Below are 25,510 nucleotides of genomic sequence, written 5' to 3'. Positions count from 1 at the left end.
AGATGCCGACGTGCGGCAACGGAAACGGCGGGCCACCCCGAGGGGTGGCCCGCCGTTCGTGTGCTCAGCGTCCCAGCGCGCGGCGTCCGCGGCCCTGGGAGAGGACCGGGAGGTTGCGGGAGGGCGCCTGGCCGCGCGTGTCCTCCTCGATGCGCAGGGCCAGTGCCGGGCAGCGGCGCACCGCGCGTAGAGCCTTGGCCTCGGCGTAGCGCGGCACCGAGGCCTGCGCCACGGTCGGGAAGCCGTCGGCGCCGAGCTGGAAGACCTCGGGGAGGATGTCCGCGCACAGGCCGTGGCCCCGGCACAGCGTCCAGTCGACGAAGATCTTCTGGCGGCTGGGGCCGGTCTCCTCGGCCTGTCCGCCGCCCGGGATGCCCGTGGGGACCCTGCCGTCCGCGAAGAGCGGGAGAACGCCCTGTACGGGCCTTCCGCAGCCGTTTCCGAGGACATGGGCGGCCAGGTCGTCCGTGAACGCCTTGATGGTCGACTCCAGGAACATCGCGGAGCCGTCCGGGTGCGAGCAGGCACCGCGCCGCTTCACGTTCTTGGCGACCTGCTTGAGCGCCTCCAGGGCGGCCGGACCGCCGCCGTTGAGGATGTCCTCCATGCCGCGCGCGGCGGCCGGCAGGCCGAGGTAGCAGGGACCGCACTGGCCCGCGCTCTCCTCCGCCAGCCACTGCGCCACGCGCAGCGACTCGCCCAGCGGGCAGGTCTCCTGACTGATCGGCAGGATGGCGCCGGCGCCCAGCGAACCACCCACGGCGTCCAGGGAGTTGCGGGAGACGATCGCCTCGTTGACCGTCGCCGCGTCGATCCACTTGCCGTGGTAACCACCCGTCAGCACGCCCTGCGGCACCGGTGGCGCGCCGGCGAGCTGGAGGACGTAACGCAGCGGCACGCCCGTGGGCACCTCGATCACCATCGGGCGGGCGACCGCGCCGGAGACCGTGAGCATGACGGTGCCCGGCTCGTCGTACAGGCCGGTGTTGCCGTAGCGCTCCGGGCCGATGCGGGCGGCGATGGCCAGCTGGGCGAAGGTCTCCGCGTTCGACAGCAGGGTCGGTGCGCCGCCGACGCCGCTCTGTGAGGCGCTGATCTTGCGGCCCGGCGGGATGGCGGGGCCGCCGTCGATGGAGCGGATCAGCGACGCGGCGGCGCCGGAGACCATCCGCACCGGGTTGCGCTGCACGCGCGCGCGTAGCGCTGATCGGCGTCCGTTACTGAGGCCGCGTTCGGCGAGTGCCGCCTCCATGGAGCGCTGTGTGGACTCGCGGGTGACCCCCACCACGAGCGTGCGGGCACCCAGCGCCTCCGCGCACAGCAGCGCGCCGTCCAGGACGAGGTGCGGGGCACGGTTGATCAGCACCGTGTCCTTGCGGCAGGCCGGTTCGTCCTCGCTGCCGTTGACGACGACGACCGGCCGGATGCCGCGCTTGATCGCGGACTCGGCGACCGAGCGCAGCTTCTTGTGGAAGGGGAAGCCCGCGCCGCCGCGGCCCCTGAGATTGATGCGCTCGGCGAGCTGCGCGAGCTGTTCGCCGCCCATCGGTTCGAGCGGCCCGTGCACCTTCAGGTGCATGGGCAGGTCAAGTCTGTCGACAAGGTCGAAGCCCGACGTGAGCTGAGGAAGGCCGACCACGCGGACTTCGGGGACGTCGGGCAGGGCCTCGTTCACTTAAAGCCTCCGGAAGGCGTGTTCCAAGGTTCGCCCGAACCCGGTGCGTCGAAGTCGTAGGAGGCACCGGGCAGTGTTTCAGTGGCGGGACCGCTGTTGTTGTACGTGTCACTCGGGTTGTACGTACCGAAGACGGCGTTCGCCTCACCGGTGTCGTACACATCACTCGAGCCGTAGCCGGAGGCGCCGGAATTGTCGTAGACCGGGATGGTGTATCCGGTGTCGTTGAGCGGGTCGTACGCCGACGGGGGCGCCTCGCCGACCGGCGGCGGGGACGGGACCGGCCAGCTGCCAGAGGTGCTGCCGCCGCTGTCGACGCGCGGGATCGGCCCGGTGCCGTCCATGCGCGGGACGGTCTCCGTGGGCTGCATGTCCAGCGGCAGGTCCATGAGGGCGGTCTGGTCGGCCACGAAGGGCTGCTGCTGTGGGCGTGGGGGCGCCGAGACGGCCCGGTAGGCGGCCGCGAAGCCGTTGACGGGCTCCTGGGCGGCGGGGCGCCCGGCCGTCTCGTACAGCGGCCCGGAGGGCGTCGTACGGGGCTGAGAGGCGCGCTCGCTCTCGTAGCCCGGCAGGGCGGACTCGGCGGCTCGGGCCCGGCTCGCGTCCAGCTTCTCGCGGGCCGACTGGCCCTCGGCTCCCAGGAGCGCGGTGATCCTGTCGGTGATCTTGCGCTTGACGGGGCGGGGCGCCGCGCGCAGTGCGAGGGCCGCCATGACCCCGGCCACGGACAGGCCGTACAGGATCACGAAGACCGGCTTCGCCGCGCGACCCGCGTAGAGGCCGTGGATGAGCGCCGCGCACCAGGCCGGGTAGGCCAGCATGTGCATGGCGCGCCAGCGGGCGGCGACGGGCGCCGGGGACGCGAAGCGGTTGCGCAGGACGCCGGTGACGCCCACGAAGATCATGAGCAGGCTGGCCACGGTGCCGAGGCCGATGAGGAACGCCCTGCCCGTGACGGTCTCGTCGTCCGTGAGGAAGAGACCGAAGGGGATCACGGCGGCGATCCAGCTGGTGTGATCCAGCGCGAGCTTGACCCCGATGTGCACCAGCAGGAAGACGATCGAGGCGGCCGCGGTCGTCCGGTGCACCGCCTGCGCCAGGATCCGCTGGCGGGTGTTGAGGAGGATCCGGTCCTGGGCGACGAGTCCCCAGATCACCGAGCAGGTGAGGCAGACCAGTGACAGGACGCCCACGCCGAAGTTGAGGAACTCCGCGAGAGAGTCGTCCATCGTGCTGTTGTCCGTCGTCACGACACACCTCCCGCCATCGCGAGGACGGGTGTGACCAGCAGAACGGCAGCCGTCGCCGCCCCCGAGGCCGGCCGGGCCGGTCGGGGGAGCGAGCTGTTACTGCGGCGAGGGTTCATGGGGGCAACTCCGAGCGGTTCGGGAAAGCGGTCCCGCTGCCGCACTTTAAGCGGCGCCATACCGAGGGGTAGGAGGTTTGAGTTATTGCGCTGTTATCAAAGGACAATGTGGTTGTTGTGGCGCCCCATAGGGGCTGTTACGCGAAGTAACCTTTGAACCTTGTTCAGGTTTTTCTGCGGTTCACCCCCCACGTACGGCGCGGAGTGCGGTGCCGTTCAGTTGTGCGGGGCGCCCCGGAAGCCCGTCGCAGTACGCTCCGGCACTGCGGTACCCTGATGCCATGCGTGCCGTACGCCTTCTGCTTAGCGGGCCGCGCTGATCAGTCCCGGCCACCGGTCGCATCGAGTGGTCGGAATCGGCGCGGCGTCCCCTCCTGTGCGAGGGGATTTTTCGTTTCTTGCATGTCACAGCCGCTGGCAGAGACGATCGATGGAGCTTTGAGGATCATGAGCGAGACGAACCCCGCTGCCGCCGCCGAGGCGGCCGCGCCGCACCGCTACACGGCCGCCATGGCAGCCGAGATCGAGGCACGCTGGCAGGACTTCTGGGACGCCGAGGGCACCTACGAGGCACCGAACCCGAGCGGCGACCTGGCGGGCGACCCGGAGACGGTCGCCAAGCCCAAGAAGTTCATCATGGACATGTTCCCGTACCCCTCCGGTGCGGGCCTGCACGTCGGCCACCCCCTGGGCTACATCGCCACGGACGTCTTCGCGCGCTTCCAGCGGATGACCGGCCACAACGTCCTGCACACCCTGGGCTTCGACGCCTTCGGCCTGCCCGCCGAGCAGTACGCCGTGCAGACCGGCACGCACCCGCGCGTGTCCACCGAGGCCAACATCGAGAACATGAAGGTCCAGCTGCGCCGGCTGGGCCTGGGCCACGACAAGCGCCGGTCGTTCGCCACGATCGACCCGGACTACTACAAGTGGACCCAGTGGATCTTCCTGCAGATCTTCAACTCCTGGTACGACGAGGAGGCCCGCAAGGCCCGCCCGATCTCCGAGCTGATCGCCCAGTTCGAGTCCGGTGAGCGTCCCGTACCGAGCGCCGACGGCCGCACGCGCGCGTGGGGCGAACTGAGCGCCGCCGAGCAGGCCGATGTCCTGGGTGAGTACCGCCTGGCCTACGCCTCCGACGCGCCGGTCAACTGGTGCCCCGGCCTGGGCACCGTGCTGGCCAACGAGGAGGTCACCGCCGACGGCCGCTCCGAGCGCGGCAACTTCCCGGTCTTCAAGGCCAAGCTGCGCCAGTGGAACATGCGCATCACCGCCTACGCCGAGCGGCTGCTGGAGGACCTGGAGGAGCTGGACTGGCCCGAGGCCATCAAGCTGCAGCAGCGCAACTGGATCGGCCGCTCCGAGGGCGCCCGCGTCGACTTCCCGATCGACGGCGAGCGCATCACCGTCTTCACCACCCGCCCGGACACCCTGTTCGGTGCGACCTACATGGTGCTGGCCCCCGAGCACCCGCTGGTCGAGAAGTTCACCCCGGCCGCCTGGCCCGAGGGCACCCACCAGGTGTGGACCGGCGGCCACGCCACCCCGGCCGAGGCCGTCGCCGCCTACCGCGCGCAGGCCGCCGCCAAGTCCGACGTCGAGCGGCAGGCCGAGGCCAAGGACAAGACCGGTGTCTTCACGGGCGCGTACGCGACCAACCCGGTCAACGGCGAGAAGATCCCGGTCTTCATCGCCGACTACGTGCTGATGGGCTACGGCACCGGCGCGATCATGGCCGTCCCGGCGCACGACAGCCGCGACTTCGCCTTCGCGCGCGCCTTCGAGCTGCCCATCCACTGCGTGGTCGAGCCGACCGACGGCCGCGGCACCGACCCGGCGACGTGGGACGACGCCTTCGACTCGTACGACGCGAAGATCATGAACTCGTCGAACGACGAGATCAGCCTGGACGGCCTGGGCGTCGTCGAGGGCAAGGCGCGCATCACCGAGTGGCTGCAGGACAAGGGCATCGGCGAGGGCACCGTCAACTACCGGCTGCGGGACTGGCTGTTCAGCCGCCAGCGCTACTGGGGCGAGCCCTTCCCGATCGTCTACGACGAGGAGGGCGTCGCCCACGCCCTGCCCGAGTCGATGCTGCCGCTGGAGCTGCCGGAGGTCGAGGACTACTCGCCGCGCACCTTCGACCCGGACGACGCCGACACCGAGCCCGAGACGCCGCTGTCGCGCAACGAGGAGTGGGTCAACGTCACCCTGGACCTGGGTGACGGACCGAAGAAGTACCGCCGCGAGACCAACACCATGCCCAACTGGGCCGGTTCCTGCTGGTACGAGCTGCGCTACCTGGACCCGCACAACAGCGAGAAGCTGGTCGACCCGGAGACCGAGCAGTACTGGATGGGCCCGCGCGAGGGCCAGCCGCACGGCGGCGTCGACCTGTACGTCGGCGGCGCCGAGCACGCCGTGCTGCACCTGCTGTACGCGCGCTTCTGGTCCAAGGTCCTGCACGACCTGGGGCACGTCTCCTCGGCCGAGCCGTTCCACAAGCTGTTCAACCAGGGCATGATCCAGGCCTACGTCTACCGCGACAGCCGTGGCATCGCGGTGCCGGCCGCCGAGGTGGAGGAGCGCGACGGCGCGTACTACTACCAGGGCGAGAAGGTCACCCGCCTGCTGGGCAAGATGGGCAAGTCCCTGAAGAACGCCGTCACTCCGGACGAGATCTGCGCCGAGTACGGGGCCGACACGCTGCGCCTGTACGAGATGGCGATGGGCCCGCTGGACGTGTCGCGGCCGTGGGACACGCGCGCGGTGGTCGGCCAGTTCCGGCTGCTGCAGCGGCTGTGGCGCAACGTCGTCGACGAGGCGACCGGTGAGGTCACCGTGGTCGACGCCGAGCCCGACGAGGAGACGCTGCGCGCCCTGCACAAGGCGATCGACGGTGTGCGCGGTGACCTGGAGGGCCTGCGGTTCAACACCGCCATCGCCAAGGTCACCGAGCTGAACAACCACCTGACCAAGGCGGGCCGTCCGGTGCCGCGGTCGGTCGCCGAGGCGCTGGTGCTGCTGATCGCGCCGCTGGCCCCGCACATCGCCGAGGAGCTGTGGCGCAGGCTGGGCCACACCGACTCCGTCGTCCACCAGGACTTCCCGGTGGCCGACCCGGCCTACGTCGTGGACGAGACCGTGACCTGCGTCGTGCAGGTCAGGGGCAAGGTCAAGGCGCGGCTGGAGGTCTCCCCAACCATCTCCGAGGACGAGCTGGAGAAGGTCGCGCTGGCCGACGAGAAGGTCGTGGCCGCGCTGGGCGGGGCCGGGATCCGCAAGGTGATCGTGCGGGCGCCGAAGCTGGTGAACATCGTCCCGGCGTGAGCGCCGGTGCAGGGCGGCGTCCCCGGCTCGGGGTAGTCCCCTACGGGCAGGTTCGGGGTCCTTCTGGAACTCCGGACCTGCCCGTTGCGTTTACCGTTGAAGAGCGGCGCGGCGTGTGCCGCGTAGACGGAGGAGGAGCTCGTGGAAGCAGTGTTCGCAGTCTTCGCCCTGCTTTTCGTGCTCTTCATCGTGCTCGGCGCCTACGCCACGGTGAAGGTGGTCGGTGCCGCCAAGCGCCGCGTGGACCACACCATCACCCAGGCCCGCCGCACGGTCGAGGACCACACCCTGCGGGCCAAGTCCTTCGCCCAGCCCGGCCCGGCGGGCGAGATCGCCCAACTGCGGCTGAAGCTGCGCACGTCGATGCGGGCCACGCAGGACGCGCTGCACGCGGGCGTGGCCGAGGACGAGTCCCTCAAGGAGTCCCTCGGCCTCTTCGAGCGGCTCAGCGCGCACGGCCACGAACTGGACGCCGACCTCAGGCGCCTGGAGTCCGAACCGGACCGCACCGCGCTCGCCGCGCGGCTGCCCGACCTGCGGGAGCGCACGGAGCGCATCACACGGTCGGCGGACTCCCTGCGCTGGGCGGCCCGCGACCGTGCCCACCGCTTCGCGGACGACGACCTCGACACCCTCAGCGCCCAGATCGACATGGAAGCCGGGGCGCTGCGGCACTGGACCGAGCCCGAGTCGCAGTCGTCCCCCAGGCGCTCGGCTCCACTCGGGCAGGAGGGGCCCCCTCCGCCTCCGTGGCCGGAGGCTCCGGCCACCGACAGCCCGACGGCCGGGCAGACCTGGCCGGAGACCTCGCGCCCGAGCACGGCCGAGGAGCCGACGCGGCCCGCCATCAACCCCCCGGGCCCCCGGCCCACGTACTCCTGGCAGAAGAAGCCCCGCCCCGAGAGCACCACTTGATCCGGTCGCACGTGTCGTTGCGGTGCGGGCCCGGACTGCCGCGGCGGCGCTACGCCAGGTAACCTCCAGCTCATGTCCCGCCATGTCGCGATCGTCACCGATTCAACGGCCTACCTGCCGGCCCGGACGATGGAGCGCCACGGCATCACGGCGGTGCCCCTGACCGTGGTCCTCGGCGACCGCGCACTGGAAGAGGGCACCGAGATCTCGACCCGTTCCCTGGCCCAGGCTTTGCAGAAGCGGCGCCCGGTGACCACCTCCCGGCCCAGCCCCGAACTCTTCGCGGAGACCTACCGCAAGGTCGCCGAGTCCGGCGCCACCGGCATCGTCTCGCTCCACCTCTCCGCCGAGCTCTCGGGCACGTACGACGCGGCAGTCGTCGCGGCACGCCAGGCGCCGGTGCCGGTACGGGTGGTGGACACCGGCATGATCGCGATGGCGCTCGGCTTCTGCGCGCTCGCCGCGGCGGAGGCGGCGGAGGCCGGCGGCACGGTGGACGAGGCGGTCACGGCCGCGGAGAAGCGGGCCGCGGGCACCTCCGCCTACTTCTACGTCGACACCCTCGACTACCTGCGCCGCGGCGGGCGTATCGGCGCCGCGCAGGCGCTCCTCGGCTCGGCGCTCGCCGTGAAACCGCTGCTGCAGCTGGCCGGTGGCCGCATCGAACCGCTGGAGAAGGTCCGCACGGCGTCGAAGGCGATCGCCCGCCTCGAGGAGATCGCGGCCGACCGGGCGGGCAGCGCCCAGGTCGACATCGCCGTCCACCATCTCGCCGCCCCCGACCGGGCGTCGGCCCTCGCGGACCGGTTGCGGGCGCGGGTGTCCGGACTGGCCGACCTGCACGTCAGCGAGGTCGGGGCGGTGATCGGGGCGCATACGGGGCCCGGGTTGCTGGGCGTTGTGGTTTCGTCGCGGTGACGGCTCTTCGGCGAGCCGAGATCACTCGTGTGGGTGGCGGAGTTATCCACAACCGGGCGGTAATCCCCGGGAATTGACCAAGATCATCGCGAACGTGGTGACCTGGCCGATCCTCGTCGCATGGCACTTCGATCACGTTCACGCACAGCGACTGCAACGAGCGGCCCGGGCCGTGCGCCCGCGTCCGACGGCCGTGTTCGCCACCGTCGCCCGCCTCATGTCCGAGGCCGGGCACGGCAACGTCAGGCGTCGGCGGAAGAACTCCGGCGGCGTGCGGAGATGCTCTTCGGCGAGCGTGCCGAGGGGGCTGAACACGTCGAGGAGTGGCGGGAGCCAGGGGCGGGGCCGCCGCCGTCTGATGCCGGACCGCGTGGAGGGGGCACATCGGGGGAGACGTCGGGCCGGTCGGGGAGTGATGCGACTGGGGATCTCAGTGTGCGGCCTGTGGACGTGGCTGCCTTGGATCCGCGGGTGCGGCTTGCCGATGCTGGGGGTCTGGATGTGCCGCCTGTCGGTGTTTCCCTGGATCCTCGGGTGCGGGTGGCCGATGTCGAGGACCGGGATGTGCCGCCTGTGGGCGCTTCCCTGAATCCTCGGGTGCGGGCTGCTGACGTGGTTGGGGACCTGGGCCTGCTGCCCGTCGGTGTTGCCGCGGACTCGGCGGTGTCGGCTGTCGGTGTCCCCGGGGATCCCGGTGCACCGGCTGTCCGGGTTGCCGGCCGGGCGGTGGACGAGCTCGGGGATACGGAGCCGAGGGGTTGGGAGAGGGAGCGCGTCGGGCTCGCGCTGCGGGAACGGATGCCGGTGTGGCTGCAGGCGAGGTGCGGTCTGGAACGGCGGAGCGTGCTCGCCCTGACGGTGGTGCTCGTCGTCGCCGCGGCGTTCGCCGTGCAGCACTTCTGGACCGGTCGGACGCAGCCGGTGCGGCCGCCCGAGGTGGTGCGCGCGGCGCCGCCGTACACGGAGCCGGGGGCAAGCGGGCAGGGCGAGGAGAAGGACAGCGGGCCGGGCGCTGCGGACGGGGCGGTGAAGGCAACGGGCACGGCCGGGCCGGAGATCGTGGTGGACGTCAGCGGCAAGGTCCGTGATCCGGGGATTCACCGCCTGCCGGCCGGTTCGCGTGTCGCGGACGCGCTGCGCGCCGCGGGTGGGGTGCGTCCCGGCACGGACACCGACGGCCTCAACCGCGCCCGCTTCCTCGTGGACGGCGAACAGGTGATCGTAGGAGGCCCGGCTCCCGTCACCGGAACCGGCGCGGGCGGCACGGCTGCCGGAGGAACAGCCGGCGCGGTCGCTGGAGCGGGGCCCGCTGCTCCGATCTCCCTCAACACGGCCACGGTCGACCAGCTCGACACCTTGCCGGGCGTCGGCCCCGTGCTGGCCCAGCACATCATCGACTACCGCACGCAGCACGGCGGCTTCCGCTCGGTGGACGAGCTGCGCGAAGTCAACGGCATCGGTGACCGTCGCTTCGCCGACCTGCGGAACCTGGTCCGGCCATGAGGCGGGGACTCGATGCGCCGGGGCGGGCGACAGCGCCGGAGCGGGTGACTGCGCCAGGGCGGGCGGCTCCCCCGGAGCGGGCGACGCCTCGTGGCCGACGGGCCGGCTCCGGTCCGCCGGCCGTGCTCAACGACCACAGGACGGCCGTGCGGCGACCCATTCACGCCACCCCGGGGAAGCGGCTCGGGGTTGCGCGTCCGCGACAGGAAGGGCCGACGGATCTCCGGCTCGTGCCGCCCGCGTTGGCCGCCTGGGCGACGGCGGCGTTGATGCTGGACGCCTCGCCCGGCTGGATCGCAGGAGTTGCGGTGGTGTGCCTGGCGGCAGCCGGTCTGCTCCTGTCGGTGCGGCGTCACCGAGCGCGAGGCCGGCCGGCATCCCGACCGGGCCGTCCAGTGCCGCGACCGGCACACGGACAGGGGCGGGCTCACGCAGGCGCGCAACCGGCAAACCGGGAGGGGCGGGCCTACGCACGCGGGCAACCGGCATACCGGCAGGGGTGGGCCCGCGCACGCGCGTGGCCGCGCGTCTCGGGTGCCGCCGTCCTGCTCTGCGTCGCCGCGGCCGCCTGCACGGCCGGACTGCACGGGGCCGATCTGCGCCGGGGACCCGTGCCGGTGCTGGCACGGCAGTACGCGGCGGTGACCGCGGAGGTCGAGGTCACCTCCGATCCCCGGCTGACCCGGCCCAGAGTCAGAGGCGACCACGTGGCACCGACCGCCGTGCTGATCAACGCCGAGGTGCGGCGGGTCGAGGAGACGGACGGCAGGGCCGTGGCGACGCGGGCGCCGGTGCTGATGATCGTCGACGCGGGCTCGGTCGGCCGAGCCGCCGAGGGCTCGCCGAGCGGTGCTCGGGCATTCGGCGAGGGCTCGTCGGGCGGTGCTCGGGTGCTCGGCGAGGGCTCGTCGGGCGGTGCTCGGGTGCTCGGCGAGGGCTCGTCGGGCGGCTCCCGGTCGCCTGGTGAGGGCGCGTCGGCCGGTGCCCGGGTGTCCGGGGAGCGGACTGAGCGGTCGCCGTGGCTGGGGCTGCTGCCCTCCACGCGGCTGCGCGTCAGCGCACGGTTGGCGCCCGCCCTGGTGGGCGGGGACCGGGTAGCGGCCGTGCTGCGGGTCCGGGATCAGGCCGAGCCGGAGGTGGTGGAGGAGCCGTCCGGACCACAGCGGTTCGCGGGCCGGTTACGCGCCGGGCTGCGGGAGGCGACCGACGGACTGCCCGCGGACGCCCGGGCGCTGCTGCCCGGGCTGGTCGTGGGAGACACCTCACGGATCACTCCGGAGCTGGACGAGGCCTTCAAGGAGACCGACCTCGCGCACACCCTTGCCGTTTCCGGTGCCAACTTCACCATCCTCCTCGCGTTGCTCCTCGGCCCGCCCGGCCTGGCGCAGCGCTTCGAGCGGCGGGGCCTGGCACCCCGCCTCGGAATCTCCCTGCGTACGACGGCTGTGCTCGGGGGCGCGCTCACACTCGGGTTCGTCGTCGTGTGCAGACCGGACCCGAGCGTGCTGCGGGCCGCGGCCTGCGGGGCCGTCGCGCTCCTCGCACTGGCGACCGGCCGCCGCAGGTCACTGATCCCGGCGCTGGCGACTGCCGTCCTGCTGCTGGTGCTGTACGACCCGTGGCTGGCCCGGAGCTACGGATTCCTGCTCTCCGTCGTGGCCACCGGAGCCCTGCTCACGCTCGCGCCCCGCTGGAGCGACGGGCTGCGGCGGCGCGGAGTGCCGCCGCGACCGGCCGAAGCGCTGGCCGCCGCGGCTGCCGCGCAGGCCCTGTGCGCCCCGGTCGTCGCGGTGCTGTCGGCGCGGGTGAGTCTGGTGGCGGTGCCGTGCAATCTGCTCGCGGAGTTCGCGGTCGCGCCGGCCACGGTGCTGGGCTTCGCGGCGCTGGCCATCGCGCCGGTGGCGATGCCGGTCGCCAAGGCCCTCGCCTGGTGCGCGACCTGGCCCGCCGAGTGGATCGCGGGGGTCGCCCGGACCGGGGCGTCGCTGCCCGGCGGGGGAGTGGACTGGCCGGGCAGCTGGACGGGTGCGGCACTGCTCGCCGCCGTCACGGTGGTCGTGCTGCTCGTCGGGCGGCTGCTGAGGCATCCCTGGTGGTGTGCCGTCTGCGCGGTGCTGCTGGTGTTGGTGGTGGTGCGGCCGGCGCCGCTGACCCGGGTGATCACGGGCTGGCCGCCGCCCGGCTGGCGGCTCGTGATGTGCGACGTGGGGCAGGGCGACGCGATGGTGCTCGCGGCGGGCGAGGGAACGGGGGTGGTGGTGGACACGGGACCCGATCCGGCGCTCGTCGACCACTGCCTGCGCTCGCTCGGTATCACCCGGATCCCGCTCGTCGTGCTGACCCACTTCCACGCCGACCACGTGGCGGGTCTGCCCGGTGTGCTGCGCGGACGGGCGGTGGGCGCGATCGAGACGACCGGTTTCGAGGAGCCCGCTGACCAGGCCGAGTTCGTACGGAGGGAGGCGGCCGCTCGGCGCGTTCCGGTGACGCGGGCCGTCGCCGGGGAGGAGCGGCGCACCGGGGAGCTGTCCTGGCAGGTGGTGTGGCCTCCCGCGAGCTCTCCGCCCGGCACGAGCGGCAGAGCGGCGCTGCCGCACCCGGCGCACGAGCCCGAGGGGCCGAACGACGCCAGCGTCAGCATGCTCGTCCGGTCGGGCGGGCTGCGCCTGCTGCTGCTCGGCGACCTCGAACCCCCCTCGCAGCAGGCGCTGGCGAGGTCACCCGCGGCCGCGGAGCTGGAGGACGTGGACGTGCTCAAGGTCGCCCACCACGGGTCGGCCTACCAGGACCCGGACCTGATACGCCGGGTGGCGCCGCGGCTGGCGTTGATCTCCTGCGGAGCGGACAACCCGTACGGTCACCCGGCGCCGAGCACGGTCGCGGCGCTGCGCTCCGGGGGCGCGACCGTGCTGCGGACGGACCGGGACGGGGCTCTGGCGGTCGTCGGAGGGGGCGGGGAGCTGCGGGTGGCGCGAGACTGAGGGCATGGATTCCGCACAGGTTGATGCCTATCTGCTCCGTCTGGGAGCCGAGCACCCGGCGTGGCCCACCGTCGACGTGCTGCGCGAGCTGCACCTGCGCCATCTGCAGAGGGTGCCGTTCGAGAACCTCTCCATCCACCTCGGCGAGGAGATCGCCCTGGACGAGAAGCGGCTGCTGGACAAGGTGGTGGGCGCACGGCGGGGCGGGTTCTGCTACGAACTCAACGGCGCCTTCGCCGCGTTGCTCACCGCGCTGGGCTACGACGTCACGCTGCTCGCGGCGCGGGTGTACGGCGACGAGGGGCGGCTCGGGATCCCGTACGACCATCTCGCGCTGCGGGTGCGGACGGTGGACGGGGGTGACTGGCTGGCCGATGTGGGCTTCGGGGCGCACAGTCACTTCCCGCTGGCGTTCGGGGAACGGGGCGAGCAGGCGGACCCGGGCGGTACCTTCCGGATCGTCGAGGCGGGGCCGGACGCGGCCGGGGTGCGGGGTGGGCACGACACGGTCGAGGCGGCGGATCTGGACGTGATCCGCAACGGCAGATCCGAGTACCGCCTCGAAACGCGGCCGCGGGTGCTCGGCGACTTCGTGGCCGGTGCGTGGTGGCACAGCACCTCGCCGGTGTCGCATTTCACGCGGTCACTGGTCTGCTCACGGGTAACGGAGGACAGAGGGAGGATCACGCTCAGCGGCCGGCGACTGACGGTGACGGCTGCCGACGGGACGCGGGAGGGGCGCCAGCTGGGCACGGACGAGGAGGTGCTCGCGGTGTACCGGGACCGGTTCGGTGTGGAGCTCGGCAGCGTACCGACTGTGCGAAACCGTGATCAAACCTCTGGCCGAAACCCTGACCGGAGCGGCTAATTCGGGGCACAAGACGCTACTCGTGCGTAGTACCGGCACATGTGCTGGATTCCCATGATGCGGTCCTGTGTTTCCTCGAAAGCCTCAGCAGTGATCGAATGCCTCTTCGGTAACGGGTAGGGCGAGGCGCACAGAGGGTGTCGTAGATGATCGCCGCTGGCTGGGAAGCCGGACCAACCGGGTGCACCGGACGAGCCCGCTGGCGGCGGTACAGACACCGCCGAGTGCCGGGATGCTGGCCTGCCGGGTGCTCGATCTGGTCAACGAGCCGGTGACGCATGCGGAGTTCGCGGTCAGCGACACCATGGGGCGCACGGTGGTCACCGGGGGAGTGGACCCCTACGGGTCGTTCGTGGCGACGTTGCCCGCGGGGGAGTACCGGCTCGCGGTGTCGGCCGAGGGTTACACGCCGTACCGGGCGGCCACGAGGGTGGCCGAGGACACGCTCGCCTCGCTCGGGGACGTGACCCTTCAGGTGGCCCGGCCTCCGGAGCTGCCCGCGCCCGGCGACTGGGAGATCGAGCCGGCGCACTCCTCCATCGGCTTCACCGCGCGGCACATCGGGCTGGCCCGGATCCACGGGCGGTTCAACTCCTTCGCCGGTGTGGTGCGGATCGCCGAGCCGGTCGAACGGTCGGCCCTGCGCGTGGTGATCGACGCGGCGTCCATCGACACGAACATGAAGATGCGCGACGACCATCTGCGGTCGGCGGACTTCCTGGACGTCGCGCGCTTCCCGACGCTCGAGTTCTACGGCGACCGGTTCGTGTACAAGGGCGGCAGCCGGTGGGCCGTCACCGGGGTGCTGTCCCTGCACGGGGTGACGCGTACGGTCACGCTCGACACGGAGTACCTCGGGCTGGGCAACGGCATGGAGGGCGAGGTACGGGCGGCCTGCCGGGCCACGACCGAGCTGCACCGCGACGACTTCACGGTGAGCTGGCAGACGATGCTGGCGCGCGGTATCGCGGTAGTGGGGCCGAGCATCGAGGTCGACCTGGACGTGCAGATCGTGCCGAGGGCCTGACCTGGACAATGGCTTCGTGAGCGATGTGAGACACGTGCTGGTGCTGCCCGACCGCGATGCCGCGGAAGAGGTCGCCGAGGCGCTCGGGGAGCGGTTCGGGGTGGTCGAGGAGCCGCAGCTGGTGCGGGATGCCCTGGCCGGTGAGGACGATGCCGAGGACGCGCAGTGGCTGGTCGTGCTGCGTGACGAGGAGGGGCGGCTCGATGCGGGGCAGCTGGACGAGTTCGCGGGGGAGTGGGACGGGTGGCGGGAAGAGCCGTAGCCCCGGCGCCCACGGGGGGTGAGGCGCTCGCGAAACCCGTTGTCAGTGGTGCGTGGGATGCTTGTCGCGATGGCCAGGAACACTGCGAATGACGATCCTCTCGCCCCGGTGACGCTTGCCGTGGGCCAGGAGGAGCTGCTGCTCGACCGTGCCGTGCAGGAGGTGGTGGCCGCCGCGAAGGCCGCCGACGCCGACACGGACGTCCGTGACCTGACCCCGGACCAGGTGCAGCCCGGCACGCTCGCCGAGCTGACCAGCCCGTCGCTCTTCGCGGAGCGCAAGGTCGTGGTCGTACGCAATGCGCAGGACCTCTCGGCCGACACGCTCAAGGACGTGAAGGCGTATCTCGGGGCGCCCGCCGAGGAGATCACGCTCGTGCTGCTGCACGCGGGCGGGGCCAAGGGGAAGGGGCTGCTCGACGCGGCGCGCAAGGCGGGCGCCCGGGAGGTGGCGTGCCCGAAGATGACGAAGCTGGCGGACCGGCTGGCGTTCGTGCGGGGCGAGTTCCGGGCGGCCGGGAGATCGGCCACGCCCGAGGCGTGCCAGGCGCTCGTGGATGCCATCGGGAGCGATCTGCGGGAGCTGGCGTCCGCCGTGTCCCAGTTGACCGCCGACGTCGAGGGGACCATCGACGAGGCCGTCGTCGGGCGGTACTACACCGGGCGGGCCGAGGCGTCGAGCTTCACGGTCGCCGACCGGGCGGTCGAGGGGCGGGCGGCGGAGGCGCTGGAGGCGCTGCGCTGGTCGCTGGCGACCGGGGTGGCCCCCGTGATGATCACCAGTGCGCTCGCGCAGGGGGTGCGGGCGATCGGGAAGCTGTCGTCCGCGCGGGGGGGCCGGCCGGCCGATCTCGCGCGGGAGCTGGGGATGCCGCCGTGGAAGATCGACCGGGTGCGGCAGCAGATGCGGGGGTGGACCCCGGACGGGGTGGCGGTGGCGTTGCGGGCGGTGGCCGAGGCGGATGCGGGGGTGAAGGGCGGCGGGGATGATCCCGAGTACGCACTCGAGAAGGCGGTCGTGACGATCGCGCGGGCGGCGCGGTCCAGGGGACGCGGCGCCTAATGGCGGCGGAGGGGCGGCTGGGGGCGGCGTCATGAGCGGACTCAGCCCGAGACGGCCTCTTCGGGCCCGGGCCGACCTGATGGATTTCGCCCCTGCTGCCCCTACCCGTCCATCCCCGAGGGGCACCGCCCCGCTCGAATCGGGTCGCTCGGCGGAGCCGTACATGGCCTCACTTAGGGCTGCTGCCCCTCGGCCCCCGCCAGTGCCACCCGTCCCCCGACACGGTCGGCCAAGAGGTGACAAGGGCCGCCCAAGAGGACAATCGGGAATATCAGCGGCGCATCGCCAAAGTGGCAGAAAGGTGGCGAATGCCATGGCTGAACACCCGCACGCAGCACTCGTCCGCAAGGGCTACGAAGCCTTCTCCCGTGGGGACATGGACACCGTTCGCAGTCTGCTGGCAGCGGATGCCACCCATCATGTGCCCGGGACTCACATCCTGTCGGGTGACTTCAAGGGGCAGGACGCGGTCATCGACATGTACCGGCGGCTCTTCGAGGAGACCAACGGGACCTTCGCCGTCGAACTGCGCAACGTCCTGGTCGACGGCCGGGGACACGCGGTGGCGGTACACCGCTTCACGGCCGAGCGGCAGGGCAAGCGCATCGAGGAGAACGGAGGCATCGTCTTCCGGATCGTCGGGGACAAGATGACCGATCTCGACGAATGCGTCGAGGACATTGAGAAGGCCAACGACTTCTGGTCGTGACGCTTGGCCCCTCGCCAAGCCGAAGGCCCCTCGTTAAGCCGAAGGCCCCGCCCACCGCCCTGGGGAAGAGCGGAAGGCGGGGCCTTCGGTTCAAGCCGGTGAGTCCGTCCCCGCGTGGCGAACGCAGGCCGCGGACGAACTCGGGGTGCCGGTCGGGAGCGGATGAGAGAGGGCCCGCTCTGGTTCCTTCCGGCGGCTGGATCCACAGGGGATCCGGTCAGACCAGATAAGGGGTTCAGCCCTTGAGAGCGGCGACCTTCTGAGCCAGCGCCGACTTCTTGTTGGCGGCCTGGTTCTTGTGGATGACGCCCTTGGAGACGGCCTTGTCGAGCTGACGCGCGGCTTCGCGCTGCAGCACGGTGGCCTTCTCGACGTCACCCGCGGCAGCAGCCTCACGGGCCTTGCGGATCGCGGTTTTCAGGGAGGACTTGACGGCCTTGTTGCGCAGCCGGGCCTTCTCGTTGGTCTTGATCCGCTTGATCTGGGACTTGATGTTCGCCACGAATGAGCCTCTACAGGTTCTGGCACGGGGCCGCACGGGTCCCGTACCGGTGATTTCTTGAAGACGTGCCTCCTGCGAGAGGGCATGAGACACAGCCACTCAGGCTACCAGCGGGTCTCTCCACAGCCCAAACCCATCCAGGACCCCGACCCGTGGGACCATGGAACCTACGTATCGATCCGACCCGAGACCGCAGACACTGCGGACGCCTCAAGAATCAGGACCCTGCGTGCCCGCGATCCCTAGCCATGTGCCCGAGCCGAGCCGTACCGACCCGGCTCTGATCCGCAACTTCTGCATCATCGCGCACATCGACCACGGCAAGTCCACGCTCGCCGACCGGATGCTCCAGCTGACCGGTGTGGTCGAGCAGCGGCAGATGCGCGCTCAGTACCTCGACCGCATGGACATCGAGCGCGAGCGCGGCATCACGATCAAGTCCCAGGCGGTGCGTCTGCCGTGGGCTCCGACCCACGACAAGAGCAACACGCACATCCTCAACATGATCGACACCCCGGGGCACGTCGACTTCACCTACGAGGTCTCGCGGTCGCTCGCCGCCTGCGAGGGGACCATCCTCCTGGTCGACGCCGCCCAGGGCATCGAGGCGCAGACCCTCGCCAACCTGTACCTGGCGATGGAGAACGACCTCACGATCATCCCCGTCCTGAACAAGATCGACCTGCCGGCCGCGCAGCCCGAGAAGTTCGCCGAGGAGCTCGCGAACCTGGTCGGGTGTGAGCCCGACGACGTGCTCAAGGTCTCCGCGAAGACGGGCCTGGGCGTCGAGGCGCTGCTCGACCGGGTCGTCGCCGAGGTCCCCGCGCCGGTCGGCGTCCAGGACGCCCCGGCGCGCGCCATGATCTTCGACTCCGTCTACGACTCCTACCGCGGTGTCGTGACGTACGTCCGTGTCATCGACGGGCAGCTCAACAAGCGTGAGCGCATCCGGATGATGTCCACGAACGCCACGCACGAGCTGCTGGAGATCGGCACCAACTCGCCGGAGATGCTGCCCGCCGACGGCCTCGGCGTCGGTGAGGTGGGCTATCTGATCACGGGTGTGAAGGACGTCCGCCAGTCGAAGGTCGGTGACACCGTCACCAGCCAGCACAAGGGCGCCACGGAACCGCTCGGCGGTTACAAGGACCCCAAGCCGATGGTCTTCTCCGGCCTGTATCCGCTGGACGGGTCGGACTACCCCGAGCTGCGCGAGGCCCTCGACAAGCTCCAGCTCAACGACGCCGCTCTCGTCTACGAGCCGGAGACCTCCGCCGCCCTCGGCTTCGGTTTCCGCGTCGGCTTCCTGGGTCTGCTGCACCTCGACGTGATCCGCGAGCGGCTGGAGCGCGAGTTCGGGCTCGACCTGATCGCCACCGCGCCCAACGTGGTCTACCGCGTGATCATGGAGGACGGCAGCGAGCACATCGTCACCAACCCGAGCGAGTTCCCGGAGGGGAAGATCGCGGAGGTGTACGAGCCGGTCGTACGGGCCACCATCCTCGCGCCCTCCGAGTTCATCGGCTCGATCATGGAGCTGTGCCAGAACCGGCGCGGCGTCATGCTCGGCATGGACTACCTCTCCGAGGACCGCGTCGAGATCCGCTACACGCTCCCGCTCGCCGAGATCGTCTTCGACTTCTTCGACCAGCTGAAGTCCAAGACCCGCGGCTATGCCTCCCTCGACTACGAGCCCACCGGTGAGCAGACCGCGCAGCTCGTCAAGGTGGACATCCTGCTGCACGGCGACAAGGTGGACGCCTTCTCGGCGATCACGCACCGGGACCAGGCGTACGCGTACGGCGTGCGTTTGGTCGCCAAGCTGAAGGAGCTGATCCCGCGACAGGCCTTCGAGGTGCCCGTCCAGGCGGCCATCGGCTCCCGGGTCATCGCCCGGGAGACCATCCGCGCCATCCGCAAGGACGTCCTCGCCAAGTGCTACGGCGGTGACATCTCCCGTAAGCGGAAGCTGCTGGAGAAGCAGAAGGAAGGCAAGAAGCGGATGAAGATGGTGGGTTCCGTGGAGGTTCCGCAGGAGGCCTTCATCGCCGTCCTGTCGAGCGACGAGAGCGCGGGGTCGGGCAAGGCCAAGAAGTAGTCGCCCGGTCACCACGGGGCATCACCGATCACCGCGGGTCACCGGGCAAACCGGACCCAAGTGGGGCCTGTCGTACGAAGTGCGGCGGGCCCCTGCGCGTTCGCGGGGTATGTGTCTGTAGGAAGTGACAGGGCACGGAGTCTTACGCACCGGCCGGTCGGCCTTTACTCTGATCCCTGCTCGATAGTTACTCGCGAGTTAAACAACGGCGCGAGAGTGAACCCAGCCGCACTGAGCCAGCCGCACTGTCGCGGGCCCCGGAGGATGTCGTGAGCGACACACAGCAACTGATCGAGAACCGTCCGCCGTCCGTGGCGGCCCTCTTCCTGGAGCGCGTGGCGGCCACGCCGGACGCCGAGGCCTACCGCTATCCCGTCCCCCCGGCCTCCGGCCAGGGCCCGGACGACTGGAAGTCGCTGAGCTGGGCGCAGGCCGCCGATCGGGTCTACGCGATCGCGGCCGGCCTGATCGAGCTGGGCGTGCAGCCGGAGCAGCGCGTCGCGCTCGCCTCGGCCACCCGGATCGAGTGGATCCTCGCCGACCTCGGCATCATGTGCGCGGGCGCGGCCACCACCGTCTACCCGCAGACCAACGCCGAGGAGTCGGCGTACATCCTCTCCGACTCCGAGAGCAGGGTGCTCATCGCGGAGAACGCCGAGCAGCTGGCCAAGGCGAAGGAGAAGCGGGCCGAGCTGCCCGACCTCACCCACGTCGTGGTCATCGACCCGGCCGGTGTCGAGACCGCCGACTGGATCCTCACCCTCGACGAGCTGGAGAAGCGCGGCGCGGCGCGCCTGGAGAAGGACCCCGGCCTGGTCAGGGAGCGGGTCGCGGCCCTCACCAAGGACCAGCTGGCCACCCTCATCTACACGTCCGGCACCACCGGCCGCCCCAAGGGCGTGCGCCTCCCGCACGACAACTGGGCGTACATGGCGAAGGCGATCGCCGCGACCGGGCTGATCAGCAGCGAAGACGTGCAGTACCTGTGGCTGCCGCTCGCGCACGTCTTCGGCAAGGTGCTGACCTCCGGGCAGATCGAGGTCGGGCACGTCACCGCGGTCGACGGCCGGGTCGACAAGATCATCGAGAACCTGCCGGTCGTACAGCCCACGTACATGGCGGCCGTGCCGCGCATCTTCGAGAAGGTCTACAACGGGGTCGCGGCCAAGGCGAAGGCCGGTGGCGGCGCCAAGCACAAGATCTTCCAGTGGGCGGCCGGGGTCGCCCGCGAGTACGCCAAGGTCACCCAGGACAACTTCCGCCGCACGGGCACCGCGAGCGCCCCCTTCGGCCTGTCCGCCAAGCACAAGGTCGCCGACGCGCTCGTGTACGCCAAGATCCGCGAGGCCTTCGGCGGCAACCTGCGCGCCTGCGTCTCCGGCTCGGCCGCCCTCGCGCCCGACATCGGCTACTTCTTCTCCGGCGCCGGTATCCACATCCTGGAGGGCTACGGCCTGACCGAGTCCTCCGCGGCCTCCTTCGTCAACCCGGGCGAGGCCTACCGCACCGGCACGGTCGGCAAGCCGCTGCCCGGCACGGAGGTGCGCATCGCGGACGACGGCGAGATCCTGCTGCGCGGTCCGGGCATCATGGAGGGCTACCACAAGCTGCCCGAGAAGACCGCGGAAGTCCTGGAGCCGGACGGCTGGTTCCACACCGGTGACATCGGTGAGCTGTCCCCGGACGGGTACCTGCGGATCACCGACCGCAAGAAGGACCTCATCAAGACGTCGGGTGGCAAGTACATCGCGCCGGCCGAGGTGGAGGGCCAGTTCAAGGCGGTGTGCCCGTACGTGTCCAACATCCTGGTGCACGGGGCCGACCGGAACTACTGCACCGCGCTCATCGCGCTCGACGAGGCCGCCATCACGCAGTGGGCGCAGGAGAACGGGCTGGAGGGGAAGTCGTACGCGGAGATCGTCGCGGCGCCGCAGACGGTGCAGATGGTCGACGGGTACGTGCAGCAGCTCAACGCCGGGTTGCAGCGGTGGCAGACGATCAAGAAGTTCCGGTTGCTGCCGAGGGATCTCGATGTGGAGCACGGGGAGATCACGCCGAGTCTGAAGCTGAAGCGGCCTGTTGTGGAGCGGGAGTACAAGCATCTGATCGATGAGATGTACGAGGGGACTCGCGAGGCGTAGAGGGTGGCGGGGGGACTGCGTGGCGGCCGCGGCTTCGTTGTGGCTGGTCGCGCAGTTCCCCGCGCTCCTGAAGGGTCAGGTTCCCGGCTCCCTGTCAACGAGCCGCCGTAGGTCCCGGACCTCCGCGCGCAGGCGTTCCGCCTCGCCCGCGGCGTTCATGACGGCCGTGCCTCCTCGGTCACGTCCCGTCAACTGCGCGAAAAGCCTGCCTCTTCGCGCGCCCGCCGAGCCGCCTTTCGGTGCCGACCTCGCGCGCGACGCGGGTCACCTCGCCCGTGAACCGCGAGAGCTGGTCGACCATCATGTTCACGGCGCGGCCGAGCCGCCGTAGGTCGCCGCGCAACTGCCGCGTTCACCGCGATGAGGTCCGCCGCGATCCCCTGGCCGGTCTCCGGCACCTTCGCGAAGTCGCCGTCGCGTGCGGCGGTCATCGCGGCGAGCAGGGGGTCGGATGCTCGAATATGACCGTCTTTCCGCCCATTTTCGAGCACATGCGTAGCACTGTTCTCACTCATGACGGCCCACTTCGGTAACTCGGCGCTTATGGGCGTGGTCGGTCTGTCACCCTGTCGGCATCGACTGAGGCGTATTCGTACGAACTGCCCGGGGAGCCGTCCATGGGGGCCATTCCGACGCAACGGGAGACCGCATCCCTTGCCAACGAGGCGCCTGAGCACGCTTCTGAGGAACCTGAGCACGCATCTGAGGAACCTGAGCATGCTTCTCAGGCACCGATGCGGGAGCCTGCGCAGGACGACCCCGGCCGGGAGGGCGCGCAGGAGCTCACGCGGGCGCACGCGACCCTGGCCGGCAGCCCCCTCGCACCCGGCTCCGCCCGCGCCCTGGTGCGCGCGGCGCTCGCCGAATGGGCCGAACTCGGCCTGCCCGGCACCGCACACCTCACCGACCGCCTCGCCGACGACGCCACGGTCGTCGTCAGCGAACTCGTCACCAACGCCGTCGTGCACGCCGGCACCGACGTCGAGCTCTCCTGCCGACTGGAGGAGGACACCGGGGCGCTCGTCGTCGAGGTCTCCGACCACCATCCCTCGCGCGCCCCGCGCGGCAGCGAACCCGAACCGCCGTACGACACCCCGGAGTACGGCCGCGGCCTGCGGCTCGTCGCCGCGCTCTCCGAGGCCTGGGGCATCACCTACCGCACGGGCACCAAGACGGTGTGGGCGCGGCTGCCCGCGCAGGGGCGCACGGCAGGGGAGCGGATCGAGGCGTACGCCGAGGAGCACGCCCTGGCGCGCGGCCTGAGGTTCGCCGAGATCCTGGCGCCCGAGCCGCCGTGGGACGGGCGTGACCCACGGGACCCGGCGGAGCCCTACCCGCGCGACGGCTTCTGGCTGGGCCGCGGCGCGCTGTCCTTCCTCGCCGAGGCCTCGGACCTGCTCGCCGGGCAGCTCGACGAGGACCTGGTCGCCGCCCTGACCGGACAGCTGCTCGTGCCGCGGCTGGCCGACTGGTGCGCGGTGTGGCTGGAGGACGAGGCCTCCGGGCACGGCGACTGGAGCCGGGGCGCGCCCGTGGGCGGGCCCCGCCTGGCCCGTGTCTGGCACGGCAGCGAGAACCGCGTCGAGGAACTGCGCCGGGCCCTGGAGAAGGATCCGCCGCAGCCGTCCGACCTGCTGCGGTCCGGCCCCGCGGCCTACCCGTGGCCCGGCGAGGCGCTCGGCGGGCCCGGCGCGGCGCTCGCGTACCGGCTCGTCGCCGGCGGGCGGCCGCTGGGCACGCTGGTCATCGGGCGGGCCGGGATCCCCCGCTTCCCCGACGAGATCACCGGGCTCGTCGAGGACCTCGGCCGCCGGGTCGCGCTCGCCATCGGCGCCGCCCGCCAGTACGCCCGGCAGGCCACCATCAGCGCCGTACTCCAGCGCGGGCTGCTGCCCGGCGCCGTCGCCCAGATCCCCGGGGTGCGCAGCGCCCTCGTCTACGAACCGTGCGACAAGGGCGGACCGAGCGGCGACTTCTACGACGTCTTCCCGGCCGGCGACGGCCGCTGGTGCTTCGCCGTCGGCGACGTCCAGGGCAAGGGGCCCGAGGCCGCGGTCGTCATCGGGCTGGCCCGGCCCTGGCTGCGGCTGCTGGCCCGTGAGGGCTACCGGGTCGCCGACGTCCTCGACCGCCTCAACCAGCTGCTCCTCGACGACGCCACGGAGGCCGCCGACGCCGCCGCCCGCGCGCTGGTGGCCGCCGGGGCCCGCCCGGCCGTCCCCGGCGACGGCCCCCAGACCCGCTTCCTGTCCCTGCTGTACGGCGAGCTGGTCCCCTTCGACGGCGGCGTCCGCTGCACCCTCGCCTCCGCCGGCCACCCGCTGCCCCTGCTCCTCGGCCCCGACGGCACGGTCCGTACGGTGGCGCAGCCGCAGACCCTCCTCGGTGTCATCGAGGACGCGACGTACACCAGCGAGACCTTCGAGCTGCGGTCCGGCGACACGCTGCTGTGCGTCACCGACGGCGTGACCGAGCGACGCAGCGGCTCACGCCAGTTCGACGACGGGGACGGGCTCGCGGCGGCACTGGCGGGGTGCGCGGGGCTGGACGCGGAGCCGATAGCCGAGCGGATCAAGCGGCTCGTACACGAGTTCGGCGCACGGCCACCGGCGGACGACCTGGCACTGCTGGTGCTGCAGGCGGAGTAGCGGAGTGGCGGAGTAGCGGAGCAGGGGCAGGCCCGGCTGCCGGGCGCCGGAGCGGTCGGGCACTGCCGTGCGGGTCGCCGGTGCGGGCGGGCGTTGTCGTGGGGGTGCCGGTGCGGGCACGACCCTCGTACGGGACGCGGAGCGGGCACGCACCCCCGTACGGGACGCCGGAGCGGGCACGCACCGTCGTCGGGGCACCGGAGCGGGGGCAGCCGTACGGGACGCCGGAGCGGGCACCGACCGTCGTGCGGGACAATGGAACGCATGCCTTCCGCACTCCCCGACGGCGAGCCCGTCCCCGCCGACGGCGCGCTGCCCGGGCACGCGCTCGCCGGGGCCGCCGAGCGCCCCCTCGGGTTCTACCTGCACGTCCCCTACTGCGCGACCCGCTGCGGCTACTGCGACTTCAACACCTACACCGCGACCGAGCTGCGCGGCACCGGCGGCGTGCTCGCCTCCCGCGAGAACTACGCCGAGACACTGACCGACGAGATCCGCCTGGCCCGCAAGGTGCTGGGTGACGACCCGCGTCCGGTCCGCACGGTGTTCGTCGGCGGCGGTACGCCGACGCTGCTCGCGGCCGGTGACCTCGTACGGATGCTGCACGCGATCCGCGACGAGTTCGGCCTGGCGGCGGGCGCGGAGGTGACGACGGAGGCGAACCCGGAGTCGGTCGACCCGGCGTATCTGGCGGCCCTGCGCGAGGGCGGCTTCAACCGGATCTCCTTCGGCATGCAGAGCGCCAGGCAGCATGTCCTGAAGGTGCTGGACCGCACGCACACGCCGGGGCGCCCGGAGGCATGCGTGGCCGAGGCCCGGGCGGCGGGCTTCGAGCATGTGAACCTGGACCTGATCTACGGCACACCGGGGGAGAGCGACGACGACTGGCGGGCCTCGCTGGAAGCCGCCCTCGGCGCCGGGCCCGACCACGTCTCCGCGTACGCGCTGATCGTCGAGGAGGGCACGCAGCTGGCCCGTCGTATCCGCCGGGGCGAGATCCCGACGACGGACGACGACGTCCACGCGGACCGCTACCTGATCGCCGAGGAGATGCTGTCGGCGGCCGGTTTCGAGTGGTACGAGGTGTCGAACTGGGCCACGTCCGAGGCCGGGCGCTGCCTGCACAACGAGCTGTACTGGCGGGGCGCCGACTGGTGGGGCGCCGGGCCCGGGGCGCACAGCCACGTCGGCGGGGTGCGCTGGTGGAACGTGAAGCACCCGGGCGCGTACGCGGCGGCGCTGGCCGCGGGGCGATCGCCCGGGGCGGGGCGGGAGATCCTGTCGGACGAGGACCGGCGGGTGGAGCGGGTCCTGCTGGAACTGCGGCTGCGGGAGGGGGTGCCGCTGTCGCTGCTGCGGGAGGAGGGGCTTGCCGCTTCCCGGCGGGCGCTGTCGGACGGGCTTCTGCAGCGGGCTCCGTACGAGGAGGGGCGGGCGGTGCTCACCCTGCGGGGGCGGTTGCTGGCGGACGCGGTGGTCAGGGACCTGGTGGACTGACGACGCCA

At 71.6% G+C, this 25,510-nt stretch carries 17 protein-coding genes and 1 pseudogene; 14 read left to right on the top strand and 4 right to left on the bottom strand.

All coding sequences use genetic code 11. The features are described from left to right. Positions 1 to 64 precede the first annotated feature (64 nt). Together ACYVMZ_RS03985 and ACYVMZ_RS03980 are read right to left on the bottom strand one after the other, a co-directional pair. Complete coding sequence (locus ACYVMZ_RS03985; protein ID WP_461075445.1) at positions 65 to 1,675, bottom strand: NADH-ubiquinone oxidoreductase-F iron-sulfur binding region domain-containing protein; 1,611 nt, start codon at positions 1,673 to 1,675, stop codon at positions 65 to 67. Then, a complete protein-coding gene (locus ACYVMZ_RS03980) occupies positions 1,672 to 2,925 on the bottom strand; it encodes a cytochrome b/b6 domain-containing protein (RefSeq protein WP_461075443.1) in 1,254 nt (417 codons plus the stop codon). The genes ACYVMZ_RS03985 and ACYVMZ_RS03980 overlap by 4 nt, the downstream gene beginning before the upstream one ends. A 563-nt stretch (positions 2,926 to 3,488) precedes the next feature. On the opposite strand from ACYVMZ_RS03980, the gene leuS reads away from it, so the two are divergent. The 10 genes from leuS (at position 3,489) to ACYVMZ_RS03930 (ending at position 16,616) form a co-directional block, all read left to right on the top strand. After that, on the top strand, positions 3,489 to 6,371 hold the full coding sequence (gene leuS / locus ACYVMZ_RS03975; protein ID WP_461075441.1) for a leucine--tRNA ligase: 2,883 nt from the start codon (positions 3,489 to 3,491) through the stop codon (positions 6,369 to 6,371). Positions 6,372 to 6,512: 141 nt separating this feature from the next. Beyond that, positions 6,513 to 7,286: a hypothetical protein gene (locus tag ACYVMZ_RS03970; RefSeq protein ID WP_461075439.1), complete on the top strand. Its 774-nt coding sequence runs from the start codon at positions 6,513 to 6,515 to the stop codon at positions 7,284 to 7,286. A gap of 72 nt (positions 7,287 to 7,358) precedes the next feature. Continuing rightward, positions 7,359 to 8,204 carry a DegV family protein gene (locus ACYVMZ_RS03965; protein WP_461075437.1) on the top strand — a complete coding sequence of 282 codons (846 nt, stop codon included), beginning with the start codon at positions 7,359 to 7,361 and terminating at the stop codon, positions 8,202 to 8,204. Between the two features lie 663 nt (positions 8,205 to 8,867). Then, positions 8,868 to 9,707, top strand: coding sequence for a helix-hairpin-helix domain-containing protein (locus tag ACYVMZ_RS03960; protein ID WP_461076329.1), 840 nt, complete (start codon positions 8,868 to 8,870; stop codon positions 9,705 to 9,707). Between the two features lie 158 nt (positions 9,708 to 9,865). Continuing rightward, positions 9,866 to 12,688, top strand: a complete 2,823-nt coding sequence (locus ACYVMZ_RS03955; protein WP_461076327.1) for a ComEC/Rec2 family competence protein — start codon at positions 9,866 to 9,868, stop codon at positions 12,686 to 12,688. A gap of 4 nt (positions 12,689 to 12,692) precedes the next feature. After that, positions 12,693 to 13,556 carry an arylamine N-acetyltransferase family protein gene (locus tag ACYVMZ_RS03950; protein WP_461075435.1) on the top strand — a complete coding sequence of 288 codons (864 nt, stop codon included), beginning with the start codon at positions 12,693 to 12,695 and terminating at the stop codon, positions 13,554 to 13,556. Between the two features lie 232 nt (positions 13,557 to 13,788). After that, positions 13,789 to 14,583, top strand: coding sequence for a YceI family protein (locus ACYVMZ_RS03945; RefSeq protein WP_461076325.1), 795 nt, complete (start codon positions 13,789 to 13,791; stop codon positions 14,581 to 14,583). A gap of 16 nt (positions 14,584 to 14,599) precedes the next feature. Continuing rightward, positions 14,600 to 14,845 (top strand): hypothetical protein, encoded by a 246-nt coding sequence (locus ACYVMZ_RS03940; protein ID WP_461075433.1) that lies wholly within the window; start codon positions 14,600 to 14,602, stop codon positions 14,843 to 14,845. Between the two features lie 69 nt (positions 14,846 to 14,914). Further along, a complete protein-coding gene (gene holA, locus ACYVMZ_RS03935) occupies positions 14,915 to 15,907 on the top strand; it encodes a DNA polymerase III subunit delta (RefSeq protein ID WP_461075431.1) in 993 nt (330 codons plus the stop codon). 313 nt (positions 15,908 to 16,220) lie between these two features. Continuing rightward, positions 16,221 to 16,616, top strand: coding sequence for a nuclear transport factor 2 family protein (locus ACYVMZ_RS03930; RefSeq protein ID WP_461075429.1), 396 nt, complete (start codon positions 16,221 to 16,223; stop codon positions 16,614 to 16,616). A 235-nt stretch (positions 16,617 to 16,851) separates the two neighbouring features. On the opposite strand, the gene rpsT is transcribed toward ACYVMZ_RS03930, so the two are convergent. Then, positions 16,852 to 17,118, bottom strand: a complete 267-nt coding sequence (rpsT, locus tag ACYVMZ_RS03925; protein ID WP_381016198.1) for a 30S ribosomal protein S20 — start codon at positions 17,116 to 17,118, stop codon at positions 16,852 to 16,854. A 229-nt stretch (positions 17,119 to 17,347) separates the two neighbouring features. Between rpsT and lepA the strand changes: the two genes are divergently transcribed. Next, a complete protein-coding gene (lepA, locus tag ACYVMZ_RS03920; RefSeq protein ID WP_461075427.1) occupies positions 17,348 to 19,216 on the top strand; it encodes a translation elongation factor 4 in 1,869 nt (622 codons plus the stop codon). Positions 19,217 to 19,485: 269 nt separating this feature from the next. Next, positions 19,486 to 21,357, top strand: coding sequence for an AMP-dependent synthetase/ligase (locus ACYVMZ_RS03915; RefSeq protein WP_461075425.1), 1,872 nt, complete (start codon positions 19,486 to 19,488; stop codon positions 21,355 to 21,357). Between the two features lie 108 nt (positions 21,358 to 21,465). On the opposite strand, the pseudogene ACYVMZ_RS03910 reads toward ACYVMZ_RS03915, so the two are convergent. Further along, positions 21,466 to 21,872, bottom strand: a pseudogene (locus tag ACYVMZ_RS03910) (hypothetical protein); the annotation flags it as partial. 219 nt (positions 21,873 to 22,091) lie between these two features. Between ACYVMZ_RS03910 and ACYVMZ_RS03905 the strand changes: the two are divergent. Beyond that, the gene (locus ACYVMZ_RS03905; RefSeq protein WP_461075423.1) at positions 22,092 to 24,005 is read left to right on the top strand and encodes a SpoIIE family protein phosphatase; all 1,914 of its coding nucleotides are present in this window, start codon (positions 22,092 to 22,094) and stop codon (positions 24,003 to 24,005) included. A 264-nt stretch (positions 24,006 to 24,269) separates the two neighbouring features. Then, entirely contained in the window at positions 24,270 to 25,502 is a 1,233-nt protein-coding gene (gene hemW / locus ACYVMZ_RS03900) for a radical SAM family heme chaperone HemW (protein WP_461075421.1), read from the top strand. Positions 25,503 to 25,510: the final 8 nt, after the last annotated feature.

It is taken from the genome of Streptomyces deserti (assembly GCF_054782695.1).
The sequence above is the reverse complement of the archived record's forward strand: the minus strand, read 5'-3'. Positions and strand labels throughout refer to the sequence as shown.

Excerpts from the sequence above, each read along its gene's own strand:
- leuS (WP_461075441.1), top strand. The coding sequence starts at position 3,489 with ATGAGCGAGACGAACCCCGCTGCCGCCGCCGAGGCGGCCGCGCCGCAC.
- ACYVMZ_RS03965 (WP_461075437.1), top strand. The coding sequence starts at position 7,359 with ATGTCCCGCCATGTCGCGATCGTCACCGATTCAACGGCCTACCTGCCG.
- ACYVMZ_RS03950 (WP_461075435.1), top strand. The coding sequence starts at position 12,693 with ATGGATTCCGCACAGGTTGATGCCTATCTGCTCCGTCTGGGAGCCGAG.
- ACYVMZ_RS03945 (WP_461076325.1), top strand. The coding sequence starts at position 13,789 with ATGCTGGCCTGCCGGGTGCTCGATCTGGTCAACGAGCCGGTGACGCAT.
- holA (WP_461075431.1), top strand. The coding sequence starts at position 14,915 with ATGGCCAGGAACACTGCGAATGACGATCCTCTCGCCCCGGTGACGCTT.
- ACYVMZ_RS03930 (WP_461075429.1), top strand. The coding sequence starts at position 16,221 with ATGGCTGAACACCCGCACGCAGCACTCGTCCGCAAGGGCTACGAAGCC.
- ACYVMZ_RS03905 (WP_461075423.1), top strand. The coding sequence starts at position 22,092 with ATGCGGGAGCCTGCGCAGGACGACCCCGGCCGGGAGGGCGCGCAGGAG.
- hemW (WP_461075421.1), top strand. The coding sequence starts at position 24,270 with ATGCCTTCCGCACTCCCCGACGGCGAGCCCGTCCCCGCCGACGGCGCG.